The 18,794-nt window shown below is 57.9% G+C and carries 16 protein-coding genes and 2 pseudogenes; 14 read left to right on the top strand and 4 right to left on the bottom strand.

From position 1 onward, the window contains the following. Positions 1-5 precede the first annotated feature (5 nt). The 6 genes and pseudogenes from CR159_RS04520 to CR159_RS04500 all read left to right on the top strand — a co-directional run bounded on the left by CR159_RS04520 (position 6) and on the right by CR159_RS04500 (position 6,001). Positions 6-857, top strand: coding sequence for a c-type cytochrome (locus CR159_RS04520; RefSeq protein WP_102072828.1), 852 nt, complete (start codon positions 6-8; stop codon positions 855-857). Then, the gene (locus tag CR159_RS04515) at positions 847-1,983 is read left to right on the top strand and encodes a c-type cytochrome (RefSeq protein ID WP_102072827.1); all 1,137 of its coding nucleotides are present in this window, start codon (positions 847-849) and stop codon (positions 1,981-1,983) included. Before CR159_RS04520 ends, CR159_RS04515 begins: the two co-directional genes overlap by 11 nt. Before the next feature lie 49 nt (positions 1,984-2,032). Continuing rightward, positions 2,033-2,209: pseudogene (locus CR159_RS22305) on the top strand (cation transporter); the annotation flags it as partial. A 117-nt stretch (positions 2,210-2,326) separates the two neighbouring features. After that, positions 2,327-4,195 (top strand): heavy metal translocating P-type ATPase, encoded by a 1,869-nt coding sequence (locus tag CR159_RS04510; protein WP_304528619.1) that lies wholly within the window; start codon positions 2,327-2,329, stop codon positions 4,193-4,195. Between the two features lie 131 nt (positions 4,196-4,326). Further along, positions 4,327-5,304 carry a GlxA family transcriptional regulator gene (locus CR159_RS04505; RefSeq protein WP_102072825.1) on the top strand — a complete coding sequence of 326 codons (978 nt, stop codon included), beginning with the start codon at positions 4,327-4,329 and terminating at the stop codon, positions 5,302-5,304. Between the two features lie 145 nt (positions 5,305-5,449). Then, the gene (locus CR159_RS04500; RefSeq protein ID WP_102072824.1) at positions 5,450-6,001 is read left to right on the top strand and encodes a cysteine hydrolase family protein; all 552 of its coding nucleotides are present in this window, start codon (positions 5,450-5,452) and stop codon (positions 5,999-6,001) included. 19 nt (positions 6,002-6,020) lie between these two features. Here CR159_RS04500 and CR159_RS04495 read toward each other — a convergent pair whose 3' ends face one another. Together CR159_RS04495 and CR159_RS04490 are read right to left on the bottom strand one after the other, a co-directional pair. After that, entirely contained in the window at positions 6,021-7,187 is a 1,167-nt protein-coding gene (locus CR159_RS04495) for an MFS transporter (RefSeq protein WP_102072823.1), read from the bottom strand. Positions 7,188-7,484: 297 nt separating this feature from the next. Next, complete coding sequence (locus CR159_RS04490) at positions 7,485-8,573, bottom strand: LLM class flavin-dependent oxidoreductase (protein WP_102072822.1); 1,089 nt, start codon at positions 8,571-8,573, stop codon at positions 7,485-7,487. Positions 8,574-8,913: 340 nt separating this feature from the next. On the opposite strand from CR159_RS04490, the gene CR159_RS04485 reads away from it, so the two are divergent. From CR159_RS04485 to cueR, 4 genes and pseudogenes are all read left to right on the top strand, one after another. Beyond that, complete coding sequence (locus CR159_RS04485; RefSeq protein WP_199173237.1) at positions 8,914-9,096, top strand: hypothetical protein; 183 nt, start codon at positions 8,914-8,916, stop codon at positions 9,094-9,096. A 65-nt stretch (positions 9,097-9,161) separates the two neighbouring features. Further along, positions 9,162-9,353, top strand: a complete 192-nt coding sequence (locus CR159_RS04480; protein ID WP_102072821.1) for a heavy-metal-associated domain-containing protein — start codon at positions 9,162-9,164, stop codon at positions 9,351-9,353. A 248-nt stretch (positions 9,354-9,601) separates the two neighbouring features. Continuing rightward, positions 9,602-12,114 (top strand): annotated as a pseudogene (locus CR159_RS04475) (heavy metal translocating P-type ATPase). Positions 12,115-12,133: 19 nt separating this feature from the next. Continuing rightward, positions 12,134-12,580: a Cu(I)-responsive transcriptional regulator gene (gene cueR, locus CR159_RS04470; RefSeq protein ID WP_102072820.1), complete on the top strand. Its 447-nt coding sequence runs from the start codon at positions 12,134-12,136 to the stop codon at positions 12,578-12,580. A gap of 146 nt (positions 12,581-12,726) precedes the next feature. On the opposite strand, the gene CR159_RS04465 is transcribed toward cueR, so the two are convergent. Beyond that, positions 12,727-13,596 carry an MBL fold metallo-hydrolase gene (locus CR159_RS04465; protein ID WP_102072819.1) on the bottom strand — a complete coding sequence of 290 codons (870 nt, stop codon included), beginning with the start codon at positions 13,594-13,596 and terminating at the stop codon, positions 12,727-12,729. 81 nt (positions 13,597-13,677) lie between these two features. Here CR159_RS04465 and CR159_RS04460 point away from each other — a divergent pair, with 81 nt between their 5' ends. From CR159_RS04460 to CR159_RS04450, 3 genes are all read left to right on the top strand, one after another. Continuing rightward, on the top strand, positions 13,678-13,989 hold the full coding sequence (locus CR159_RS04460; RefSeq protein WP_102072818.1) for an ArsR/SmtB family transcription factor: 312 nt from the start codon (positions 13,678-13,680) through the stop codon (positions 13,987-13,989). Positions 13,990-14,011: 22 nt separating this feature from the next. Then, complete coding sequence (locus tag CR159_RS04455; RefSeq protein ID WP_102072817.1) at positions 14,012-14,557, top strand: rhodanese family protein; 546 nt, start codon at positions 14,012-14,014, stop codon at positions 14,555-14,557. Between the two features lie 96 nt (positions 14,558-14,653). Continuing rightward, entirely contained in the window at positions 14,654-15,244 is a 591-nt protein-coding gene (locus tag CR159_RS04450) for a class I SAM-dependent methyltransferase (protein WP_102072816.1), read from the top strand. 96 nt (positions 15,245-15,340) lie between these two features. Here CR159_RS04450 and cadR read toward each other — a convergent pair whose 3' ends face one another. Further along, complete coding sequence (gene cadR / locus CR159_RS04445) at positions 15,341-15,751, bottom strand: Cd(II)/Pb(II)-responsive transcriptional regulator (protein WP_102072815.1); 411 nt, start codon at positions 15,749-15,751, stop codon at positions 15,341-15,343. Positions 15,752-15,902: 151 nt separating this feature from the next. Here cadR and CR159_RS04440 point away from each other — a divergent pair, with 151 nt between their 5' ends. Then, positions 15,903-18,608: a heavy metal translocating P-type ATPase gene (locus tag CR159_RS04440; protein WP_304528617.1), complete on the top strand. Its 2,706-nt coding sequence runs from the start codon at positions 15,903-15,905 to the stop codon at positions 18,606-18,608. Positions 18,609-18,794: the final 186 nt, after the last annotated feature.

Here is an 18,794-nt window from a genome sequence, read left to right as displayed (position 1 = left end):
ACAGCATGAACACTGAACCTGAACCAACATTGCCACGGGTCGAAGACATCGATCCCACTTTCGAGCCTTGGGAGCCGTCTCGCCCTATCCCTATTTTTTTACTGGGCATCCTGGTCGCGTTGGCGATCACTGGCGTCGGCATGTACTTAAGCGACCTTGCGCCGTGGACCGACTTTGGATCGCCCGATACAGTCGCCAACGGCCCAGTCGCGCCCTTGACTCAATATCCGCTGCCCGTCGGCTCGGTCCATGGTGACGCGCCGGAGTTGGTTCACAGCGGCGCCGGCAGTGTTTGGAGTTGTGCATCGTGCCATGGGGTCCAAGGCGAAGGAGCAGGCATAACGCCGCGGCTCGCTGGCCTATCGCCAGACTATCTGACCAAGCAGCTGCACGATTTCGCGTCCGGCGAGCGGCTTCACGAATCCATGCATTATGTTGCCCGCGAACTGCAGCAGCGGGACATCACCGAACTTGCCGCCTACTACGCCCGCTTGCCGGTTCCCCTGTTGGTATTGCCACCGTCAGACGCCGATCTCGAAAGAGGACGCTTGTTGTTCGAACAAGGAGACTGGAAACTGGACGTGCCAGCCTGCATCAGTTGCCATGGTAGCCAGGGTGAAGGCGTAGGCGCGGCGTTCCCGCCGCTCGCGGCCCAGCAACCTGAGTACCTGTTCAGCCAATTAACAGCCTGGAAAGGCGGGCACCGGCACAACTCGCCGCAAAATTTGATGGATGACATTGCCAGCCGACTTTCATACGAGGACTTATATGCCGTTTCGTATTACGCGGCGTCTGTACGTCATCCTGGTGGCGGCTCCCTCGTGAATCTTAGTACAGAGAATTCAGATGAAAGATAATAAATCTTCGGACAAATTTGAAACAGCCAAGCCACAACGAATGTCTGGCGCGCGCCGACTGGCGTGGGCCGCCGGGCTCGGCATTGTGCTGTTTGGTGTTGGCTACGCGATCGACAGTAGTGGATTGCTGTCCTTTTCATTCACCTCACAAAAGACTGGCACCACACAAATCGGCAATGCCGTTTATACGCGTGAAGCAATGGAATCCGATCGTGGCACGCATAGCAAGGACAGGACTACCCCCACGGCCAGTACGCCCGTCGGTTCTGACGGTTATTACTTGCCCCCATCTGAGAAAAGTATCCCAGAGACTCCCTATGGCGACGCCGTCCGGCGAGGTCGCGCCATTTTCCTGGAAACGCCCTCCCAGGTATCCGACCACGTCGGCAATACACTATCTTGCGTCAACTGCCATCTCGATGCAGGTCGGCGTGAGAATTCGGCCCCCATGTGGGGTGCCTATGTGCGCTATCCGGCCTACCGTGGCAAAACCAAGTCGATCAGCACACTCGAAGATCGTATTACCGGATGCTTTACTTACTCTATGAATGCGCAGGCTTCCCCCTCCGGCAAACCTCCGGCAGCGGGCAGCGATGTTTATCGTGACCTCATGACGTATTTTTACTGGATGTCCGATGGCGCACCGACGGGTGAAAAGATGCCCGGCGCGGGTTACCCCAAGGTTAAGAAACCAGAGCAAGGTTACGACCTGATCCGGGGCGGGAAGGTATATGCGCAGAACTGCGCGCTCTGTCATAGTGCTGACGGCCAGGGTCAGCGGGATTCTGAAAGTGGTGTGGTTTTCCCTCCCCTATGGGGGCCAGATTCATACAATTGGGGCGCCGGCATGGCGCGTATCGATACCGCCGCAGGCTTCATCAAGGCCAACATGCCATTGGGCAAGCCGTTTTCGCTTACCGATCAAGAAGCCTGGGATGTGGCAGCGTATCTTAATAGCCATGAACGCCCCAAAGATCCGCGGCAAACCGGCACATTGGAAGAGGCCCGTCTGAAGTTTCACAAAGATGAAGAAAGCTACTATGGCAAGGAAGTGAGCGGGAAGATTGTTGGTGGCGGCGTAAGCCACGAACAGTCTTTAGCCCGGGCAGTCGAGCGCAGTGATTAACTCTAGTCCTGATTCGCCCGACTTGGAACAGCTGCATCCTGCGGGGCGGATGATTTTCTCCGTGCGTGGAATGTTCTGTGCCAGCTGCGCCATGGCGGTGCAGCGCGTTATCGAAAAAGTACCTGGGGTCCTGGACACTAACGTGAACTTCACGTCTGGAGCGGCGATGGTACGCTGGGACCCAGAAAGTTTTGCTTTCAAAAGTCTTTTCAACCGCGTTCATGCTTTAGGTTACGAGCTATCACCGCTATTAGACAGTAGTGAACTGGATCAATCGTTGCTGGCTCAGGCATCGCGGATTCGGCTCCAATTAATTATTGGGACATTCTTCGGCATGTGGAGCATGCTTGGTTCGTGGATGCTCTACTTTGGCATGGACGCCGTAACGGGCATTAATGCTCTGTGGGTGGGGTGGGCAGCCACGGTTTCCAGTCTGCCCGTGATACTTTACAGCGGCCTGGATCTATACCGGGCGGGCTGGAAAACCTTACGCGCTGGCGTGCCTGGCATGGATGCCCTGGTGTCCCTTGGTGTCTGGGGATCACTGCTTCTATCAATATGGAACCTGTCACGCGGTTCAGCGGCAGTTTATGTCGATGCGGCCACGATGCTGGTCACCTTCTTGCTGATAGGACGTCTGATCGAAATCCATGCGCGCAAGCACAATTTGGTGGCGATCGACGCTTTGCGTCAGCTCCTTCCCGAAACAGCACGCTTAGTCCGCGCTGATGGGAAAAAAGATTTGCTTCCGCTCGAAAACATACAGCCTGGCGCGCTGGTCTATGTGCAGGCTGGCGAGCGCATCCCCGTCGACGGCATCATAGAAACCGGCAGCTCGCAACTCGACGCGTCTTTGTTGACGGGCGAATCCCTGCCTCTTCGGCGAGAAGCTGGCGAACCGGTGCATGCTGGTATGGTGAACCTGCAATCGCCGCTACTGTTACGGGTGGAAAAAAGCCAGGGAGAACGCCGCATCGACACACTGGGTTTGCGAATGCTTGAACTGTTCGGTGCCAAGTCGTCGATGTCTAAAATGGCCGAGCGGTTTATGCGATTGCTGTTGCCTGTCGTATGCGCAGTCGCTGCGCTCGCCCTGATCCGGCACCTCTGGATGGGCATGGCTATCGACTACGCATTGCTGGCCTCTCTGTCTGTGCTCGTAGCCGCTTGTCCCTGCGCTGTGGGACTTGCCCTGCCTCTGGCATTCTCGGCGGGCAGCGCACGAGCATCGCATGCGGGCATTCTGTTTCGTGACCCTGCAAGCGTCGAAGCTTTGGCGCGTGCGCGGGTCTTCGCCTTTGACAAGACGGGCACGCTGACTACCGGGCAGTTGGCTATCACAAAGGTCACCAGCACACGCCTTCCGCCCGATGAGCTAATACGCATCGTCGCCAGTGCAGAAAGCGGTGTTGCACACCCAGTGGCTAATGCCATTGTGAGCTATGCACAATCTCAGGGAATCAATGACCTGTTTCCGGCGGACAACGTTGAGCGGCACGCGGCAGGTGTGCGCTACGTTGCACCAAATGGGGCGGTGTGGCTGCTCGGTACAGCGAGCTGGCTGGCGCAGCAGAGTGTGCACGATATCGCCGAGCAAACATGCCCTGCCCTTAATACAGCCTACGCGCCAAGCGCCATTGTGCACATATCCTGCAACGGCCAATGGGAAGGACGACTCGACCTGCACGACCACATCAGAGACAGTTCCTTGGCAGCGTTGGACGACTTACGCACACAAGGATGCCAGACTTTGCTGGTGACAGGAGACCATTCAGCAGCCGCCCATTGGGTCGGCAAAGAACTGGCTTTCACACCGCAACACATATACGCGGCGTGCGACCCCGACGAGAAAGTTCAGATCCTGCAGCAGCATGGCCAAGACACCGCATTTGTGGGCGATGGCGTTAATGACACGCTGGTCCTGGCTGCCGCAGGTTGTGGAGTAGCTATAAATGGCGCAAACCCCATCGCCGTCACGGCATCCGGCGTCGTGATTACGAAAGGCGGCGTAGAACAAATCGTCCGAGCACGACACCTGGCTAGCCATATCCTGAGACGGGTACGTCAGAACCTATTTTTTTCGGTTATCTACAACGTCGCCATCGTGGGGCTTTTCTTTCATATCGGCGTCACTCCCTTGGCGGCCGCCATCGCCATGTGTCTTAGCAGCCTGACCGTCATTGGCAATTCGATGCGACCGCTTGCTCCATAAATAAGCGATGCCACGCCTAGCTTAAGCCAGTTTCAATGCTAACTGCCCGTAGGCGTACCTGCACCGCTAAAATGAATAAGCAAGGAGGGGTACTTGAAACGCATGCAACACTCCCGCAAAGGAGGTAAAACATGATTGGCATCGGACTGGTAATTTACCCAGGCGCACAGCAGGCCGCCGTGCTGGGGCTGACAGACCTGTTCGGCGTCGCGAACCGGATAGTGGTTTCCCACCAGAAAGAACGAGTGCCGGCATTGCGCATCACTCACTGGCGCCAAGATGACTCCAATCGCCCGCCAAACTGTGTGTTCGACAGTTGTCCGGATGAGCCTCCTGAGGCTTTGTCGACCCTGATCTTGCCGCCCTCCTTAAGCGAACCGATCGGCGTGGACGATGCCGCCTCGTTAACAGCCTGGCTGCGGAATCGGCATGCGCACGGGATCGCATTGGGTTCGGTTTGCGCTGGCGCATTCGTGCTCGCGGCCACCGGCTTGATGGCCGGCCGCAGGATGACTACCCATTGGTCCCATGCCGAGTTGCTCCAAGAACGCTTTCCAGAGGTGTCCGTGGATGCCGATCAACTGATTATCGATGACGGTGATGTCATTACGGCCGGCGGCCTCATGGCGTGGACCGACTTGGGGTTGAAGTTGGTGGATCGTTTTCTCGGCCCGACGGTCATGTTCGAGACAGCGCGCATATTGCTCGTCGACCCTCCTGGCCGTGAACAACGCTACTACAGCGTGTTCTCCCCCCGCCTGACGCACGGCGATGCGGCGGTGCTCAAAGTGCAGCACTGGTTGCAGGCGACTCAAGCCAAGGATGTAGCCCTTGCCACACTGGCCGCCCAGGCCGGGTTGGAAGAGCGGACTTTCTTGCGCCGCTTCCAGAAGGCGACCGGCATGACGACCACCGAGTACGCTCAACGCCTGCGGGTCGGCAAAGCGCGAGAGCTGCTGCAGTTCGGAAACGCGTCCGTCGAGCGCGTGGCTTGGGAAGTCGGCTACAGCGATCCAGGCGCCTTTCGAAAGGTCTTCACGCGCATCGTGGGACTATCCCCGAGCGAATACCGTCGCCGCTTTAGTGCTGGCCAAGGCGCTGTCAAATAAGCATGAGGGGGTCAGCAATAGTATCCGCCGCGCTCGAGCCTGATGTCGATATTGACCCTCATATTGTCGATGGCGCCACTTCACGTCGAACGGTCTACAGGCGAAGATACAAGTTCTCAGTTACTCAAATCAGGAGAATGGAACCATGAAAAAGCACGGTCTAATCGTCGTCGATCTGCAAAACGAATACCTGCCCACTGGCAAGCTACCACTGTCGGGCATCGAGGATGCTACCGCCAATGCGGCGCTAGCCATCGCCGACGCCCGAAGCAAGGGCATTCCGGTTTTCCATATCCGCCACGAATTTCCCACTGCCGATGCCCCCTTGTTTGTTCCGGGCTCCGATGGCGTGGAGATTCAGCCGGCCGTGGCTCCGGTCGGAGACGAGCCGGTCATCGTCAAGAACCACATCAATTCGTTCCGCGAAACCGATCTCAAGCAACAGCTCGATGCGAAAGGTGTCGAAGAGGTTGTGGTTGTTGGTGCAATGAGCCACATGTGTATTGACGCTGTCGTGCGCGCCGCGGTCGACATGGGTTACCCGGCTACGGTACTGCATGACGCCTGTGCCACGCTTGATCTCACTTTTGGCGGCGTGACGGTACCCGCAGCCCATGTGCATGCGGCAATGATGGCGGCCCTCGAGTTCGGCTACGGTACAGTGAAGTCCACGCAGGACTACCTTTCGGCCGCTTGATTGGGCGACGGCGGGCGCATCAACCGCGGCTCTGCACCGCCGGAGCCCGCCTGTTACTTGCCGAGGTCGCCGCCATCACGGCGACGGCCAGCGCGAGCGGAACGAACGACACCCAAAGCACCATGTCCCAGTCGTAGGCCGCCAACAATCCACCGGAGGCAAACGAGCCTATCGCCATCGTGCCGAAAACGATGAAGTCATTGAATGACTGAACCCGCGTTTTCTCTTCCGGACGATGACACTCCAGCACTAGCGCGGAAGCGCCCACAAAACCGAAGTTCCAGCCAATTCCGAGCAGGATCAAGGTGAGCCAGAAGTGGGCGACATCCAGGCCTGTCAAGCCCACGGCGGCAGCCGCGCCAGTAAGCACCAAGCCAGCCGTCACCACTCGCCCGGCGCCGAAACGTATGATGAGCCGACCCGTAAAAAAACTGGGCGCGTACATGGCGATCACGTGCCACTGAAGGCCGAGATTGGAGCTTTCCTGCGAGTGGCCGCACATTTGCATCGCTAGCGGCGCAGCCGTCATGAGGAAATTCATGAGCATGTACGAGACCGCGCCGCAAATCACCGCAGTGACAAAGAGCGGCTGGCGCACAATGACGCCTAGCGGCCTGCCTCCGGCGAGTTCTGCCGCCGTGGGCCTAGGGAGCTTTACACCGAAGAGCACAAGGGCAGACACCGCAGCGACGGCCGCCTGGGCAATAAAGGTGGCCGCAAACATATGCGCAGGCCACAAATTCATGGTGTAGGTGACCAACTGCGGTCCGACAATGCCTGCGACCACGCCTCCGCCCATCACGAAAGACAGTGCGCGTGGCCGCATCGCGGGACTGACACCATCGGCAGCGGCAAAGCGAAACGAGAGCACGACGGCAGCGTAGGCCCCGCCAAAAAAGGTCGCCAGGCAGAACAGCCAGAACGAGCCGATCATCACCGCAAGCGCCGCCAACACACCCACCAGGACACCGCAACCGGCCCCCGCAAGAAAAGCCATGCGACGGCCATACCGACGTGCGATTGCACCAGCCGGCAAGATGCTGGCGACCATGCCCACCACGAAGATGGATATCGGCAAGGTCGCCAGCGTCTTGTCGGGCGCCAGCATGTGGCCGATGATGGCCCCGGTGGCGTAAACGACTACTGAGTTCGCACCAGCCAGTGCCTGCGCCACTGTCAAGCGCATGATGTTGCCGCGCTGCACACCTTCCGACAACGTGGGGGATTCTGTTTGTCCGGCTGGGGAGGCTGTGTTCGTCAAGATGTATCTCGTGTGAAAGGCGTTCCGGCAGCTGTGCCTGCGTTGACGAATCGACCACGTTGATTTCACCGACTCGAACATCGTTCACGCGATCTACCCGCCCATCTCAACTGGGAGATAGTGTCCCACAGCGCCGAATACTTATTACTTTTAGATATAAACTAATAGCCGAAGACTATACACCCAAACTGACAAAGATAACACTTGAAAACCTAGGTTGCCTTACTCCACGATGTTCTGCGGCATGCCATATGCGTCGGCTATCAGTTCGGTCGAACGGTAAATGGCTTGCGGGGAATGCCCAAGGTTCAGGATCATCAGCTCATCGGCGTTGACGCGCTGTTGCCAGGCATTGAGCTGCTCAATAACCTGCGCACCGGTGCCGCTCATGATCTTGGCGTTCCACATATCGGTGATCCGGTGTTCGGTGGGCGAGTAGTCGTAGATTTCGGCTTCTTGCGCCGTAGGAACAACGAACGGGCGACGTGTGCTCATGCGCATCATGGCGTGGGAGTAGGCCCAAGCCTGCCGTCGCGCTTCATGCTCATCGTCCGCAGCCATGACGCCAAAGCTGGCGATTACATACGGCTGGTCAAGCACGGCTGAGGGTTGAAAGGAGCGGCGATAAATATCAAGCGCCATCATTACGTTCTGGTCCGCCAGGTGCGCCGCGAAGGCGAACGGAAAGCCCAGCCTTGCAGCCAGGCGCGCCGAGTAGTCCGACGACCCGAGCAGCCAGACCGGCGGACGTGCGAACGAGCGCGGCACACCATTCTCCTGGTCCTGCCTGGGCCCGGGCACGGCATACACATCGGCCTTGAACGGGTGGTCGTCTGGAAAGTCGTCGTCCAGGAAGGCCAGCAGCTCCATAAGCTGCGCCGGGAAGTCCTCGGCACCGACCTGGCCGCGCCGCAATGCGGCCGCCGTGTTCATATCCGTGCCTGGTGCTCGGCCTACGCCCAAGTCGATGCGCCCCGGCGCCATGGACGCCAGCAACCCGAACTGCTCGGCGACGACCAGCGGCGGGAAATTGGGCAGCATCATGCCGCCCGCCCCCAGGCGTATCCGTTTCGTCTCGCCAACCAGGCGTGCTAGCAGCATCGCAGGCGACGAGGTGGTGACGCCTGGACTGGAATGATGTTCAGCGACCCAGTAGCGGGTGAAGCCACGCCGGTCCACCAGGCGTGCCAGCTCGATGCTGGCGGCCAGAGCTTCCCGGGCTGTCAGACCTTTGCCCGCCATGGCGAAGTCCAGGATGGATAGGGGAAATGGCGCCGCGCCCTGGCGCACGCCCTTAATCGAATCATTCACGTTGTTTCTCTCTTGAAGGTTCAGTCGTCCGGACTGTGCAAACGCGAGTTGTCCGGTAAGTACCTGAGAGTTTGCGTGACACTCACGTTTCCCACAATTGACCTGAATGACAATGTTAGATTAATTTGGGCCAACTCGCGCTCAGAGGGCGCGCATGTCGGTATGCCAGCGGCTTGGTGACCGTCATTGACCTTGATTGCCTGGACAGCTCCAGTGACGTTAAGCGGCCTCGGCGCGCAAAGCTTACAGTTGCCCTGTCGGCCCCAACGTTTTGCAGAAGTTGCGTCGATAATTTGATGGCGACGTTCCCAGTTGCGACTATCCAGACCACTCCATAATCATGGGTAAGGAAGACGTGCTACGCGCTTCTCAAGCAGCTCCTGACGCGACAATCGTCGCCACGCACATGGATGCGATCAATCATATGTTCCAAAGCCGTAAAGAACTGAGGGAATACGTGAAGGAAAAGAGCATACAGGATCGCGTCGAAATCCCTGAGGACGGCGCTACCGTCGAATTCTAAGCCGCTTGACCTTCCAACGGTAGCAAGCTTTATGCTGTTATTGAGATCATTCAAAGGAGACTCTCATGCAACTTCATATCGACAACATGACGTGCGGCGGATGCGCGCGCAGCGTGACCAAGGCGATCCAATCGGTGGATGCCAACGCCGAAATCGTGACCGATCCGCCCAGCCGTCGCGTGCAGATCACATCGTCTGCTACCCAAGAACAACTTGAAGCGGCCTTACGAGAAGCAGGTTACCCACCGCGGGTGTAAGTGGTACGTTGCCACCGATCGTTCTATCAAGGAGCGGCGCGAATGAGGCAGTGAACGAATGGGGTGATGACCGCAAGGACATCACCCCATTTCGTATATTTTGGAGAACACCACGTCTCGATGTCTGTGGTAGCCGTCGACGCCTGTCTCGACTTCCATGCTGCTGATTTTTTTCGCTTGACCTTCCAACGATGGGAAGCCTTATTCTCATCCTAATCTAGTTGAATTGAACGACAAGGAGGTGCGATTTGAATGCCCTGACCCATCAAGAAAGCGATTTGGTAACCGCGATCAGTCTTCCGATCGAAGGCATGACCTGTGCATCGTGCGTGGGCCGCGTCGAAAAAGCCCTCAGCAAGGTCGACGGCGTTGACTCGGTAACGGTCAACCTGGCGACCGAGCGAGCCGACATCAAGGCGAGCGGCCCGCTTGACCGCCAGGCGCTCGTCGACACTATCGAGGCCGCCGGTTACAGCGTACCCGCGACCACCATCGACCTTTCGGTTGAAGGCATGACCTGCGCATCGTGCGTCGGCCGGGTCGAAAAAGCGCTCAAAGCCATTCCCGGTGTTGCCGAGGCCACGGTGAACTTGGCCACCGAACGCGCCCACGTGCGCGGCAGCGTCGATCCCAACACCCTGATCGCCGCGATCGCGGCGGCAGGCTATGAAGCGCGGCCCATCGACGCTGGCGCATCCGCCGACGACGAGGCCGTGAATGCTCGCAAAGACGCTGAGCGCGCGGCACTCAAGCACGACCTGGCCCTTGCCGCCGCTCTCACGCTGCCGGTCTTCGTGTTGGAAATGGGGTCGCACCTGATTCCCGGCGTGCATGAGTTGATCCTGCGCACCATGGGCATGCAATGGAACTGGTATATCCAGTTTGTGCTGACCACACTGGTATTGGCGGTGCCGGGCTTGCGCTTTTACCGCCAGGGCGTTCCGGCGCTTTTGCGTCTGGCGCCCGACATGAACTCGCTGGTCGCGGTCGGCACGTTCGCGGCCTATGCCTATTCCCTGGTCGCCACCTTCGCGCCATCGCTACTGCCCGCGGGCACGGTCAATGTGTATTACGAAGCGGCGGCTGTCATTGTCACGCTAATCCTGCTTGGCCGTTTTCTGGAAGCACGCGCCAAGGGCCGCACGTCTGAGGCCATCAAGCGACTGGTCGGTTTGCAGGCGAAAACTGCGCGCGTCCAGCGTGACGGTATGGTGCTGGAAATTCCGATCGCCGATGTCGTGGCCGGCGACATCATCGAGGTGCGGCCTGGGGAGCGCATTCCCGTTGATGGCGAAGTCACGCAGGGCCAAAGCTATGTCGATGAGTCCATGATCACCGGCGAGCCCATCCCGGTGGCAAAGACGGTGAACGGCAAGCTGGTCGGGGGCACCGTCAATCAAAAGGGTGCGCTGTCCTTCCGCGCAACGGCGGTGGGTGGCGCCACCGTGCTCTCGCAAATCATACGCATGGTCGAGCAGGCGCAAGGGTCGAAGCTGCCCATCCAGGCGCTGGTGGACAAGGTGACCATGTGGTTCGTACCGGCTGTCATGGCGGCCGCCGCATTGACCTTTCTTGTCTGGCTCGTCTTCGGGCCGCAGCCGGCGCTGACCTTTGCGCTCGTCAATGCCGTGGCCGTGCTGATCATTGCCTGCCCTTGCGCCATGGGCCTGGCGACACCCACCTCTATCATGGTGGGCACCGGGCGCGGGGCGGAGCTGGGCGTGCTTTTCCGTAAAGGCGAGGCGCTGCAATTGCTCAAAGACGCCAAGGTCGTCGCCGTGGACAAGACCGGCACGCTGACCGAGGGCCGCCCGACGCTGACCGATCTGGACATCGCCGAAGGCTTCGAGCGCCAGGACGTGCTTAGCCGGATCGCCGCTGTCGAGGCGAAGTCCGAGCACCCCATCGCGCGCGCCATCGTCGAGGCCGCCGACAACGAAGGGATCACCATTCCCGACATCACGGACTTCGAATCGATCACCGGCTTTGGCGTAAAAGCCCACGTGAATGGGGAGTTGGTTGAAGTCGGGGCGGACCGCTACATGCGCAAACTAGGGCTCGATGTTGGCGTTTTCGCGGCTAGCGCCGAGCGCCTGGGCAATGAAGGCAAGACGCCACTTTATGCGGCTATTGGCGGCCGGCTGGCTGCGATCGTCGCGGTTGCCGACCCCATCAAGGCAACGACACACGATGCCATCAAAGCGTTGCACAGTCTTGGCCTGAAGGTCGCGATGATCACGGGCGATAACCGCCGCACTGCAGAAGCCATCGCACGCCAGCTGGGTATCGACGAAGTGATCGCCGAAGTCCTGCCGGAAGGTAAGGTCGACGCCGTACGCAAGCTGAAAGCCGAGCACGGACGGCTTGCCTTCGTGGGCGACGGGATCAACGACGCGCCTGCACTAGCCGAAGCCGATGTCGGCCTGGCTGTGGGTACCGGCACGGACATCGCCATCGAGGCGGCCGACGTAGTATTGATGTCGGGCAACCTGATGGGTGTGCCCACTGCCATCGCACTGTCGCGGGCGACCATCGGCAACATCCGTCAGAACCTATTCTGGGCCTTCGCCTACAACACTGCCCTGATTCCGGTGGCGGCGGGTGTGCTGTATCCCGCCTGGGGCATCCTCTTGTCACCGATTTTCGCGGCGGGGCGATGGCGCTTTCGAGTGTCTTCGTCCTGGGCAACGCGCTGCGCTTGCGTGGGTTCCGCCCACCGATAGAAGCAACCGAGTCCTTTCATCTGGCGAAGTCGGCGTAAATGGAAAGGAGGCATTGAAATGAATATCGGGCAAGCGGCGAAAGCCTCGGGGATCTCGGCGAAGATGATCCGCTACTATGAACAGATCGGACTGATCCCCCCGGCGAATCGCAGGGAGTCGGGTTATCGCCATTATTCTGCGTCTGACGTGCATATGCTGCGGTTTATCCGCCGGGGGCGCGATCTGGGCTTTCCGATGGCACAGATCAATGAGCTTTTGGGCCTCTGGCGCGACAGATCGCGCCAGAGCGTTGAGGTAAAACGGATCGCGACGGCTCACATGACAGCACTGCGCGAGAAGATCGATAGCCTAGAACAAATTGCTAGCACGCTTCAGACCCTGATAGAGTGCTGCACCGGCGATGACCGTCCCGATTGTCCGATTTTGGCCGATCTCGAGAACACAGCCGATAGGCAGCAGCTCTCCAATCCATCACCAGGGAGCTTAAAGAATCTACGGCACTAACTATGACTGCAGAGGACCGCAGGTACGTCGTAGAAGCGTGACATGGCGGACGAACTATTCCAGCGTGCGCTATTGGGCTCCAGATACATTGGTATTGCTCATACAAACCCTGATGCTCGCTAAAGTCGCTCCTTAGTCGTCGGAACCTATTCGGTCAGACGAACTGGGATTTTCAAGTAAGTAACGCCATTGGACTCTGCTTTGGGTAGTTGGCCTGCGCGGATATTGACCTGGACCGACGGTAGCAACAAAGCGGGCGCAGCCAGCGTCTTATCGCGCCGCTGACGCATGGTAACGAAATCCGTTTCAGACACGCCATCATGAATGTGGACATTACGCGCACGCGCCTCAGCCACCGTACTTTCCCAAGCGTAGGCATCACGTCCGGGGGCTTTGTAGTCATGGCACACGAACACTCGCGTGTCCTTTGGCAGCGCTAATATCCGCCTGATCGAGCGGTACAGAATCTGTGCGCTGCCACCTGGAAAATCAGCGCGAGCGGTACCGTAGTCGGGCATGAAAAGCGTGTCGCCAACAAACACGGCATCTCCAACACGGTAGGACACACAAGCAGGAGTATGACCAGGCGTGTGCAATACCTCTACCGACAACTCGCCGATCATAAAAGTGTCTCCGTCACTCAACAATCGATCGAACTCACTGCCGTCCCCCGACACATCGTCAAGGTTGAATATAGGTCGAAAAATCGTTTGCACTTCACGGATATGCTCGCCAATGGCAACTTGCGCACCAGTGCGTTGCTTAATATACGGCGCCGCACTCAGATGGTCTGCATGCGCATGGGTCTCAAGCACCCAGATAATGCGCAAGCCCGCTTGGCTCGCAGCCTGTAAAACACGATCTGCTGACGCAGTCGATGCCTGGCCACTGGAGTGGTTGTAATCCAGTACGGGATCAATTACAGCGGCAAGCCCCGTTCGTTGATCGGACACCAAATAGGTCACCGTATTGGTGGACTTGTCAAAGAACGCTTGAATCTGAGCGGCTGATTGCATAGTGTGATCCATTCTTCTAGGTGATTACTCAACAAATATTAGAATATACTAATTTACCTAATTCTAATATAATAACGCATCATGCCAACAAAAAATCAAGATAATCTATTTCTGCAGGAAGGTGCCTCGAAGGCTTCCGCCTTACTCCGCGCCATTGGCAACGAGCACCGATTACTGGTGCTGTGCCTGCTGATTGAGCATGGCGAAATGACTGTAGGCGCCCTAAATGAATACGTTGCCTTGAGCCAGTCCGCGCTGTCCCAGCACCTGGCCAAAATGCGCGAGGAAGGCTTAGTAGCATTCAGGCGCGAAGCACAAACCCTGCACTACCGCATCAATAACCCAGCCGTCGCCAAGATTGTTACCACGCTCAAAGAAATCTTCTGCCCATAACCATTACCAGGAATCACACTGTATGTCTCTGAAGCCACTGTCTCCCCAAGCCATCCGTCAACATCTGGATCAGGGCGCCCTGCTCGTAGACATCCGCTCTGCGGATGAGTATGCCCGTGAACATATTGCACAGGCCCGCCATATTCCGATGGAGCAGTTGACCGAAGGCGCGGCCGCCCTCCAGAACGCGAAGGCCGTCGTCTTTCACTGCCGCTCTGGCAACCGAACACAAATGAGCGCGCAAATACTAAGCGCCTGCGTCACCGGCGAGGCCTATGTGCTTGAAGGCGGCCTAGATGCGTGGAAGAAAGCCGGGCTTCCCGTCGTAGTCGATGCCTCGCAGCCGCTGGAGTTGCAGCGGCAAGTCCAGATCGCCGCAGGCTCAATGATTGTGCTCGGAACAGCGTTGGGAGCCATGGTCTCGCCATGGTTCTTCTTGCTCTCTGGTTTTGTCGGTGCGGGACTGGTGTTTGCGGGAGTCTCTGGCTTTTGCGGCCTGGCCCGTGTGCTCATGAAAATGCCGTGGAATCAAAGCCCCGTTACCGCCCACATGCGGTCAGGGGATTGAATAAACATTCTCTGCGTCACTACTGATGCTCGATCAAGCCAAATGAATCCATTACGTACAATAAAAAAGATTGCTTTCAATCATTGAGGAAATACTATGTGGGACGAACGCTATGCCAGTGATGTGTTTGCGTATGGAACAGAACCGAATGATTTTCTGATGGAACATGCAAGCATGCTTTCTGGTCCGGTGCTAAGCCTTGCGGAAGGCGAGGGGCGAAACGCTGTTTTTTTGGCGTCGTTGGGCCTTCAGGTATTGGGTGTCGATAGCTCGACTGTGGGACTAGCGAAGGCACAGAAACTTGCAGCGTTGAAGGGAGTATCAATTCAAACGGCAACGGTTGACCTCGCGACTTATACACCGCCGGCTGATTCCTTCGGTGCTGTCGTTTCAATCTCTGCTCATTTGCCCAGCCAAGTACGCAAAAGATTGCATTGGCTGGTCGCGCAGTCAATAAAGCCCGGCGGGGTGATAATGCTGGAGGGTTACAGCCAAGCACAGATCAATCGGAACACAGGTGGCCCCAAAGATGCCGACATGCTGTTGGCTCAGTCGGATATCGAACAGGAATTTCCGGATTTCGAAGTGCTCCTGTCCCGCGAGGTAGAGCGAGAAGTCATTGAAGGCAGTTTCCATACAGGTTTGGCCAGCGTCGTACAATTTATCGGAAAAAGAAAAGCAAAGTGATATGCCTTCAAACGACTGTAGTCGTTTCAGGGCATCATATATCCCCGCATCGCTGCCGTGGGATCAAACAGCCTCTACGCCGTAAAATCGATGCTTCTAACTATGGCAAGAACTATCAGTAAGGGCGAGCAAGATCCCGCATGACGCAATTGGTGCCGTGCTCGCGCATTTTTGGCGCAAAGCCAGTAGATGCTGCTTTAATTGCATTAATTCTTCGACGCGTGTTTCTACTGTATGGATATGCTCGTCCAATAAAGCATTCACATCGCCGCACTCTTCATTGGGCGTATCCCGGTACTGAAGCAAGGTTCGCACTTCGTCCAACGCCATATCGAGCGTGCGGCAATGCCGGATAAATCGTAGGCGTTCAATGTGCGCCTCGCCATACAAACGATAATTGCCGTCGCTACGAGCAGGCTCCGGCAGCAGCCCCTCCTTTTCGTAATACCGAATGGTTTCCACCGTGGATTCTGTACGTTTAGCAAGCTCACCGATCTTGATTGGCATGAGGGTCTCCATCCTCTAAAACATTACAGTAACTATAGACTTGAACAGCAAAGAAATCAAGGTCATTGGATTGGGTGCAGGTGGAATGAAAACGCTTGACTCTGAAGTCGCAAGAGGGTTTCTAATGACTCCATTCACAGGAGAAATTCTCATGCAGTTTCATATCGAAGACATGACATGCGGTGGTTGCGCGGGCAAGGTCGTCAAAGCCATCCACTCGGTTGACCCAAACGCGCAAGTCATTACCGATCCACCCACGCGCAGCGTGCAAGTCACCTCATCAGCGACAAGCGCACAGCTTGAAGCCGCCTTGCACCAGGCAGGTTACCCGCCGCGTGGAAGCGATGCGCCGGTCGCCAACAGCGTGGCCCCCGCTCCCGCCCAGAGAATGCCTCTGAGTGTCTCCATGCAGGTAGACGGCATGGACTGTGCAAGCTGCATCGGCAAGATTGAAACGGCTTTGGCACGCATGCCCAGCGTTTCTGATATTCGGCTGAACTTCGCCACAGAGAAACTGGAACTGACGCTGGCGCCCGATTCGGTCACTCAGGTCGGCCATATCGAAAAAACCATCAGGGGCCTTGGCTTTGGCGTATCTGCCAGCACAAGCCAAAAGACCGCGTCGGACATTGATGTCGCCCAGGAGATGCATCCGAGCATCTCCTGGCAGGTAGAAGGCATGGACTGCGCAAGTTGCGTCGGCAAGATAGAAACGGCTCTAACACGCATGCCTGGGATCTCTGACATTCGACTAAATTTTGCCACAGAGAAGCTGGAACTGACGCTCGCGCCCGATTCAGCCACTCAGATCAGTGACATCGAAAAAACCATCAAGAGTCTTGGCTTTGGCGTCTCCGCCAGCACCAGCCAAAAGACCGCGTCAGGCATTGAAGCCGACAATCCAGCCGTCGCACGCCACCCGCGTTGGTGGCAAACCAGGAAAGGCAAACAGGTCGTCGGACTCGGCATCTTGATGGGCGCCGCTTACGCGATGGCGCTGTTTTTCCCCGATTATGGAAGCTGGGTGTTCTCTGCAGCCGTGATTGTCGGAGTTTTTCCCTTTGCGCGCAAAGCGCTTGCGCTGGCCAGGTCTGGCTCGCCCTTCTCGATCGAGACACTGATGTCTGTGGCCGCGCTTGGCGCCCTCTTCATTGGTGAAGCGGAAGAAGCAGCGGCCGTCGTATTTCTGTTCTCCGTCGGTGAGCTGCTGGAGAGCGTGGCTGCCGGCAGCGCTCGCGCCGGTATCAGAGCCTTGGACTCATTGGTTCCGAAAACGGCGGTTTTACTCGATCCAGCGGGTGGGCAACGCGAGGTCCCCGCAGCTTCGCTGCGCGTGAATGACCATGTGCTCGTGCGCCCTGGCGACCGGGTATCGGCCGATGGCGTCATTATCGAAGGCACATCCAGCCTTGATGAGTCGCCCGTCACCGGTGAGTCCATTCCTCGCGCGAAGGCTGCGGGCGACAGCGTATTTGCGGGCTCCATTAACGTCGATGGGGTACTTCAGGTGCGCGTCGACAAAGCCGCCGCCGACAACACGATTTCGCGCATCATTCAGCTGGTCGAGCAGGCGCAGGCCTCCAAAGCGCCCACCGCCCGTTTCATTGAACAGTTCAGCCGCTACTACACGCCGGCCGTGATGGTCATTGCCGCGCTGATCGTGGTCGTTCCGCCGCTGGCAGTGGGGGCAGACTGGGGAACCTGGCTTTATCGCGGCCTGGCGCTGTTGCTGATTGCTTGCCCCTGCGCACTCGTGCTCTCAACACCGGCGGCTATCGCTTCAGGTCTGGCTGTCGGGACGCGCCGTGGATTGCTCATCAAGGGCGGTAATGCCCTGGAAATCATCGGTCGGGTGAAAACGATTGCGTTCGACAAGACCGGCACCCTGACCGAAGGCAAGCCACGCGTCACCGATGTCGTTGCCTTTACGCAAGGGGGCGAGGACGAGGTTCTGGCGCTCGCCGCAAGCGTGGAGTCCGGCTCTAATCACCCGCTGGCCAAAGCCATCGTCAACCATGCCGAAGCGGCCAGCATCATCATCCCTGCGGCCTCGCACGCCTCCGCTACGGCGGGTAAAGCCGTGCATGCGACCGTGACCGGACGCCTTCTGGCCATAGGGTCGCCTGTCTACGCCGCCCAGGCAGCAACCCTAACACCCGGACAACGCGCGCGCATCGAAGCGCTGCAATATGACGGAAAAACCGTTTCCGTTCTGCTGGACGAGCAGACCCGTGAAACACTTGGGCTGGTGGCGCTGCGCGACGAGCCCAGGCAAGACGCGCAAGAAGGCGTGGCCCAGCTCAAAGCAATGGGCGTGCGCTCAGTCATGCTCACGGGCGATAACCGCCTTACCGCCCAGGCCATCGCTGGCCACTTGGGCATGGAATGGGAAGCCGAACTCCTGCCTCAGGACAAGCTGCGCCTGATCAATGAGATGAAGCAGAACGCCAAAGTCGCCATGGTGGGTGATGGCATCAATGATGCACCGGCACTGGCAACGGCGGATGTCGGCATCGCGATGGGCGGTGGCACCGATGTGGCGATCGAAACAGCCGACGCAGCGCTGCTGAAAAGTCGCGTCACCGATGTGGCCCACCTGGTCGCCCTCTCGCGTGCAACCATGGCGAACATCCACCAAAACGTGATATTCGCACTGGGTCTCAAGGGCGTGTTCCTGGTCACCACGGTGCTGGGCTTCACCGGCCTATGGGTCGCCGTGTTGGCCGACACTGGAGCAACGGCCATTGTTACGCTTAATGCATTGCGTCTGCTACGCTTCAAGGGCGCAAACGCGGCAGATAATAGCCGTAACAAAGGCGAAGCGATTCGCCCATTGGCAGCGATTCAGAGCCGTTAACCTATTCACCGATAAGGGCTGCTGACAAGAAGCTGGGTCAGCGGCTCCACCATAACCCTCTCTACATAACATGACTTCGGCCAAGCAAGTCTCTTAACTCTCGGTTAATCGGAGCAACGTATGCTACGCAATAGCGCATCCAGCGGGTTGCGTTATATGCGTTGTCTCAAAAAGTCTTTAGCAATT

The organism is Pollutimonas subterranea (genome assembly GCF_002849655.1).
GTDB lineage: Bacteria > Pseudomonadota > Gammaproteobacteria > Burkholderiales > Burkholderiaceae_B > Pollutimonas > Pollutimonas subterranea.
Note: the sequence above shows the minus strand (reverse complement) of the source record. Positions and strands in the feature narration are given on the sequence as shown.

Bases quoted from the DNA above. Each gene is read 5' to 3' on its own strand.
- CR159_RS04495 (WP_102072823.1), bottom strand. From the start codon at position 7,187: ATGCGCTTGACAGTGGCGCAGGCACTGGCTGGTGCGAACTCAGTAGTC.
- cadR (WP_102072815.1), bottom strand. From the start codon at position 15,751: ATGCCAATCAAGATCGGTGAGCTTGCTAAACGTACAGAATCCACGGTG.
- CR159_RS04460 (WP_102072818.1), top strand. From the start codon at position 13,678: ATGCCAACAAAAAATCAAGATAATCTATTTCTGCAGGAAGGTGCCTCG.
- CR159_RS04515 (WP_102072827.1), top strand. From the start codon at position 847: ATGAAAGATAATAAATCTTCGGACAAATTTGAAACAGCCAAGCCACAA.
- CR159_RS04480 (WP_102072821.1), top strand. From the start codon at position 9,162: ATGCAACTTCATATCGACAACATGACGTGCGGCGGATGCGCGCGCAGC.
- CR159_RS04465 (WP_102072819.1), bottom strand. From the start codon at position 13,596: ATGCAATCAGCCGCTCAGATTCAAGCGTTCTTTGACAAGTCCACCAAT.
- CR159_RS04485 (WP_199173237.1), top strand. From the start codon at position 8,914: ATGGGTAAGGAAGACGTGCTACGCGCTTCTCAAGCAGCTCCTGACGCG.
- CR159_RS04450 (WP_102072816.1), top strand. From the start codon at position 14,654: ATGTGGGACGAACGCTATGCCAGTGATGTGTTTGCGTATGGAACAGAA.
- CR159_RS04520 (WP_102072828.1), top strand. From the start codon at position 6: ATGAACACTGAACCTGAACCAACATTGCCACGGGTCGAAGACATCGAT.
- cueR (WP_102072820.1), top strand. From the start codon at position 12,134: ATGAATATCGGGCAAGCGGCGAAAGCCTCGGGGATCTCGGCGAAGATG.
- CR159_RS04455 (WP_102072817.1), top strand. From the start codon at position 14,012: ATGTCTCTGAAGCCACTGTCTCCCCAAGCCATCCGTCAACATCTGGAT.
- CR159_RS04510 (WP_304528619.1), top strand. From the start codon at position 2,327: ATGCTTGGTTCGTGGATGCTCTACTTTGGCATGGACGCCGTAACGGGC.
- CR159_RS04500 (WP_102072824.1), top strand. From the start codon at position 5,450: ATGAAAAAGCACGGTCTAATCGTCGTCGATCTGCAAAACGAATACCTG.
- CR159_RS04505 (WP_102072825.1), top strand. From the start codon at position 4,327: ATGATTGGCATCGGACTGGTAATTTACCCAGGCGCACAGCAGGCCGCC.
- CR159_RS04440 (WP_304528617.1), top strand. From the start codon at position 15,903: ATGCAGTTTCATATCGAAGACATGACATGCGGTGGTTGCGCGGGCAAG.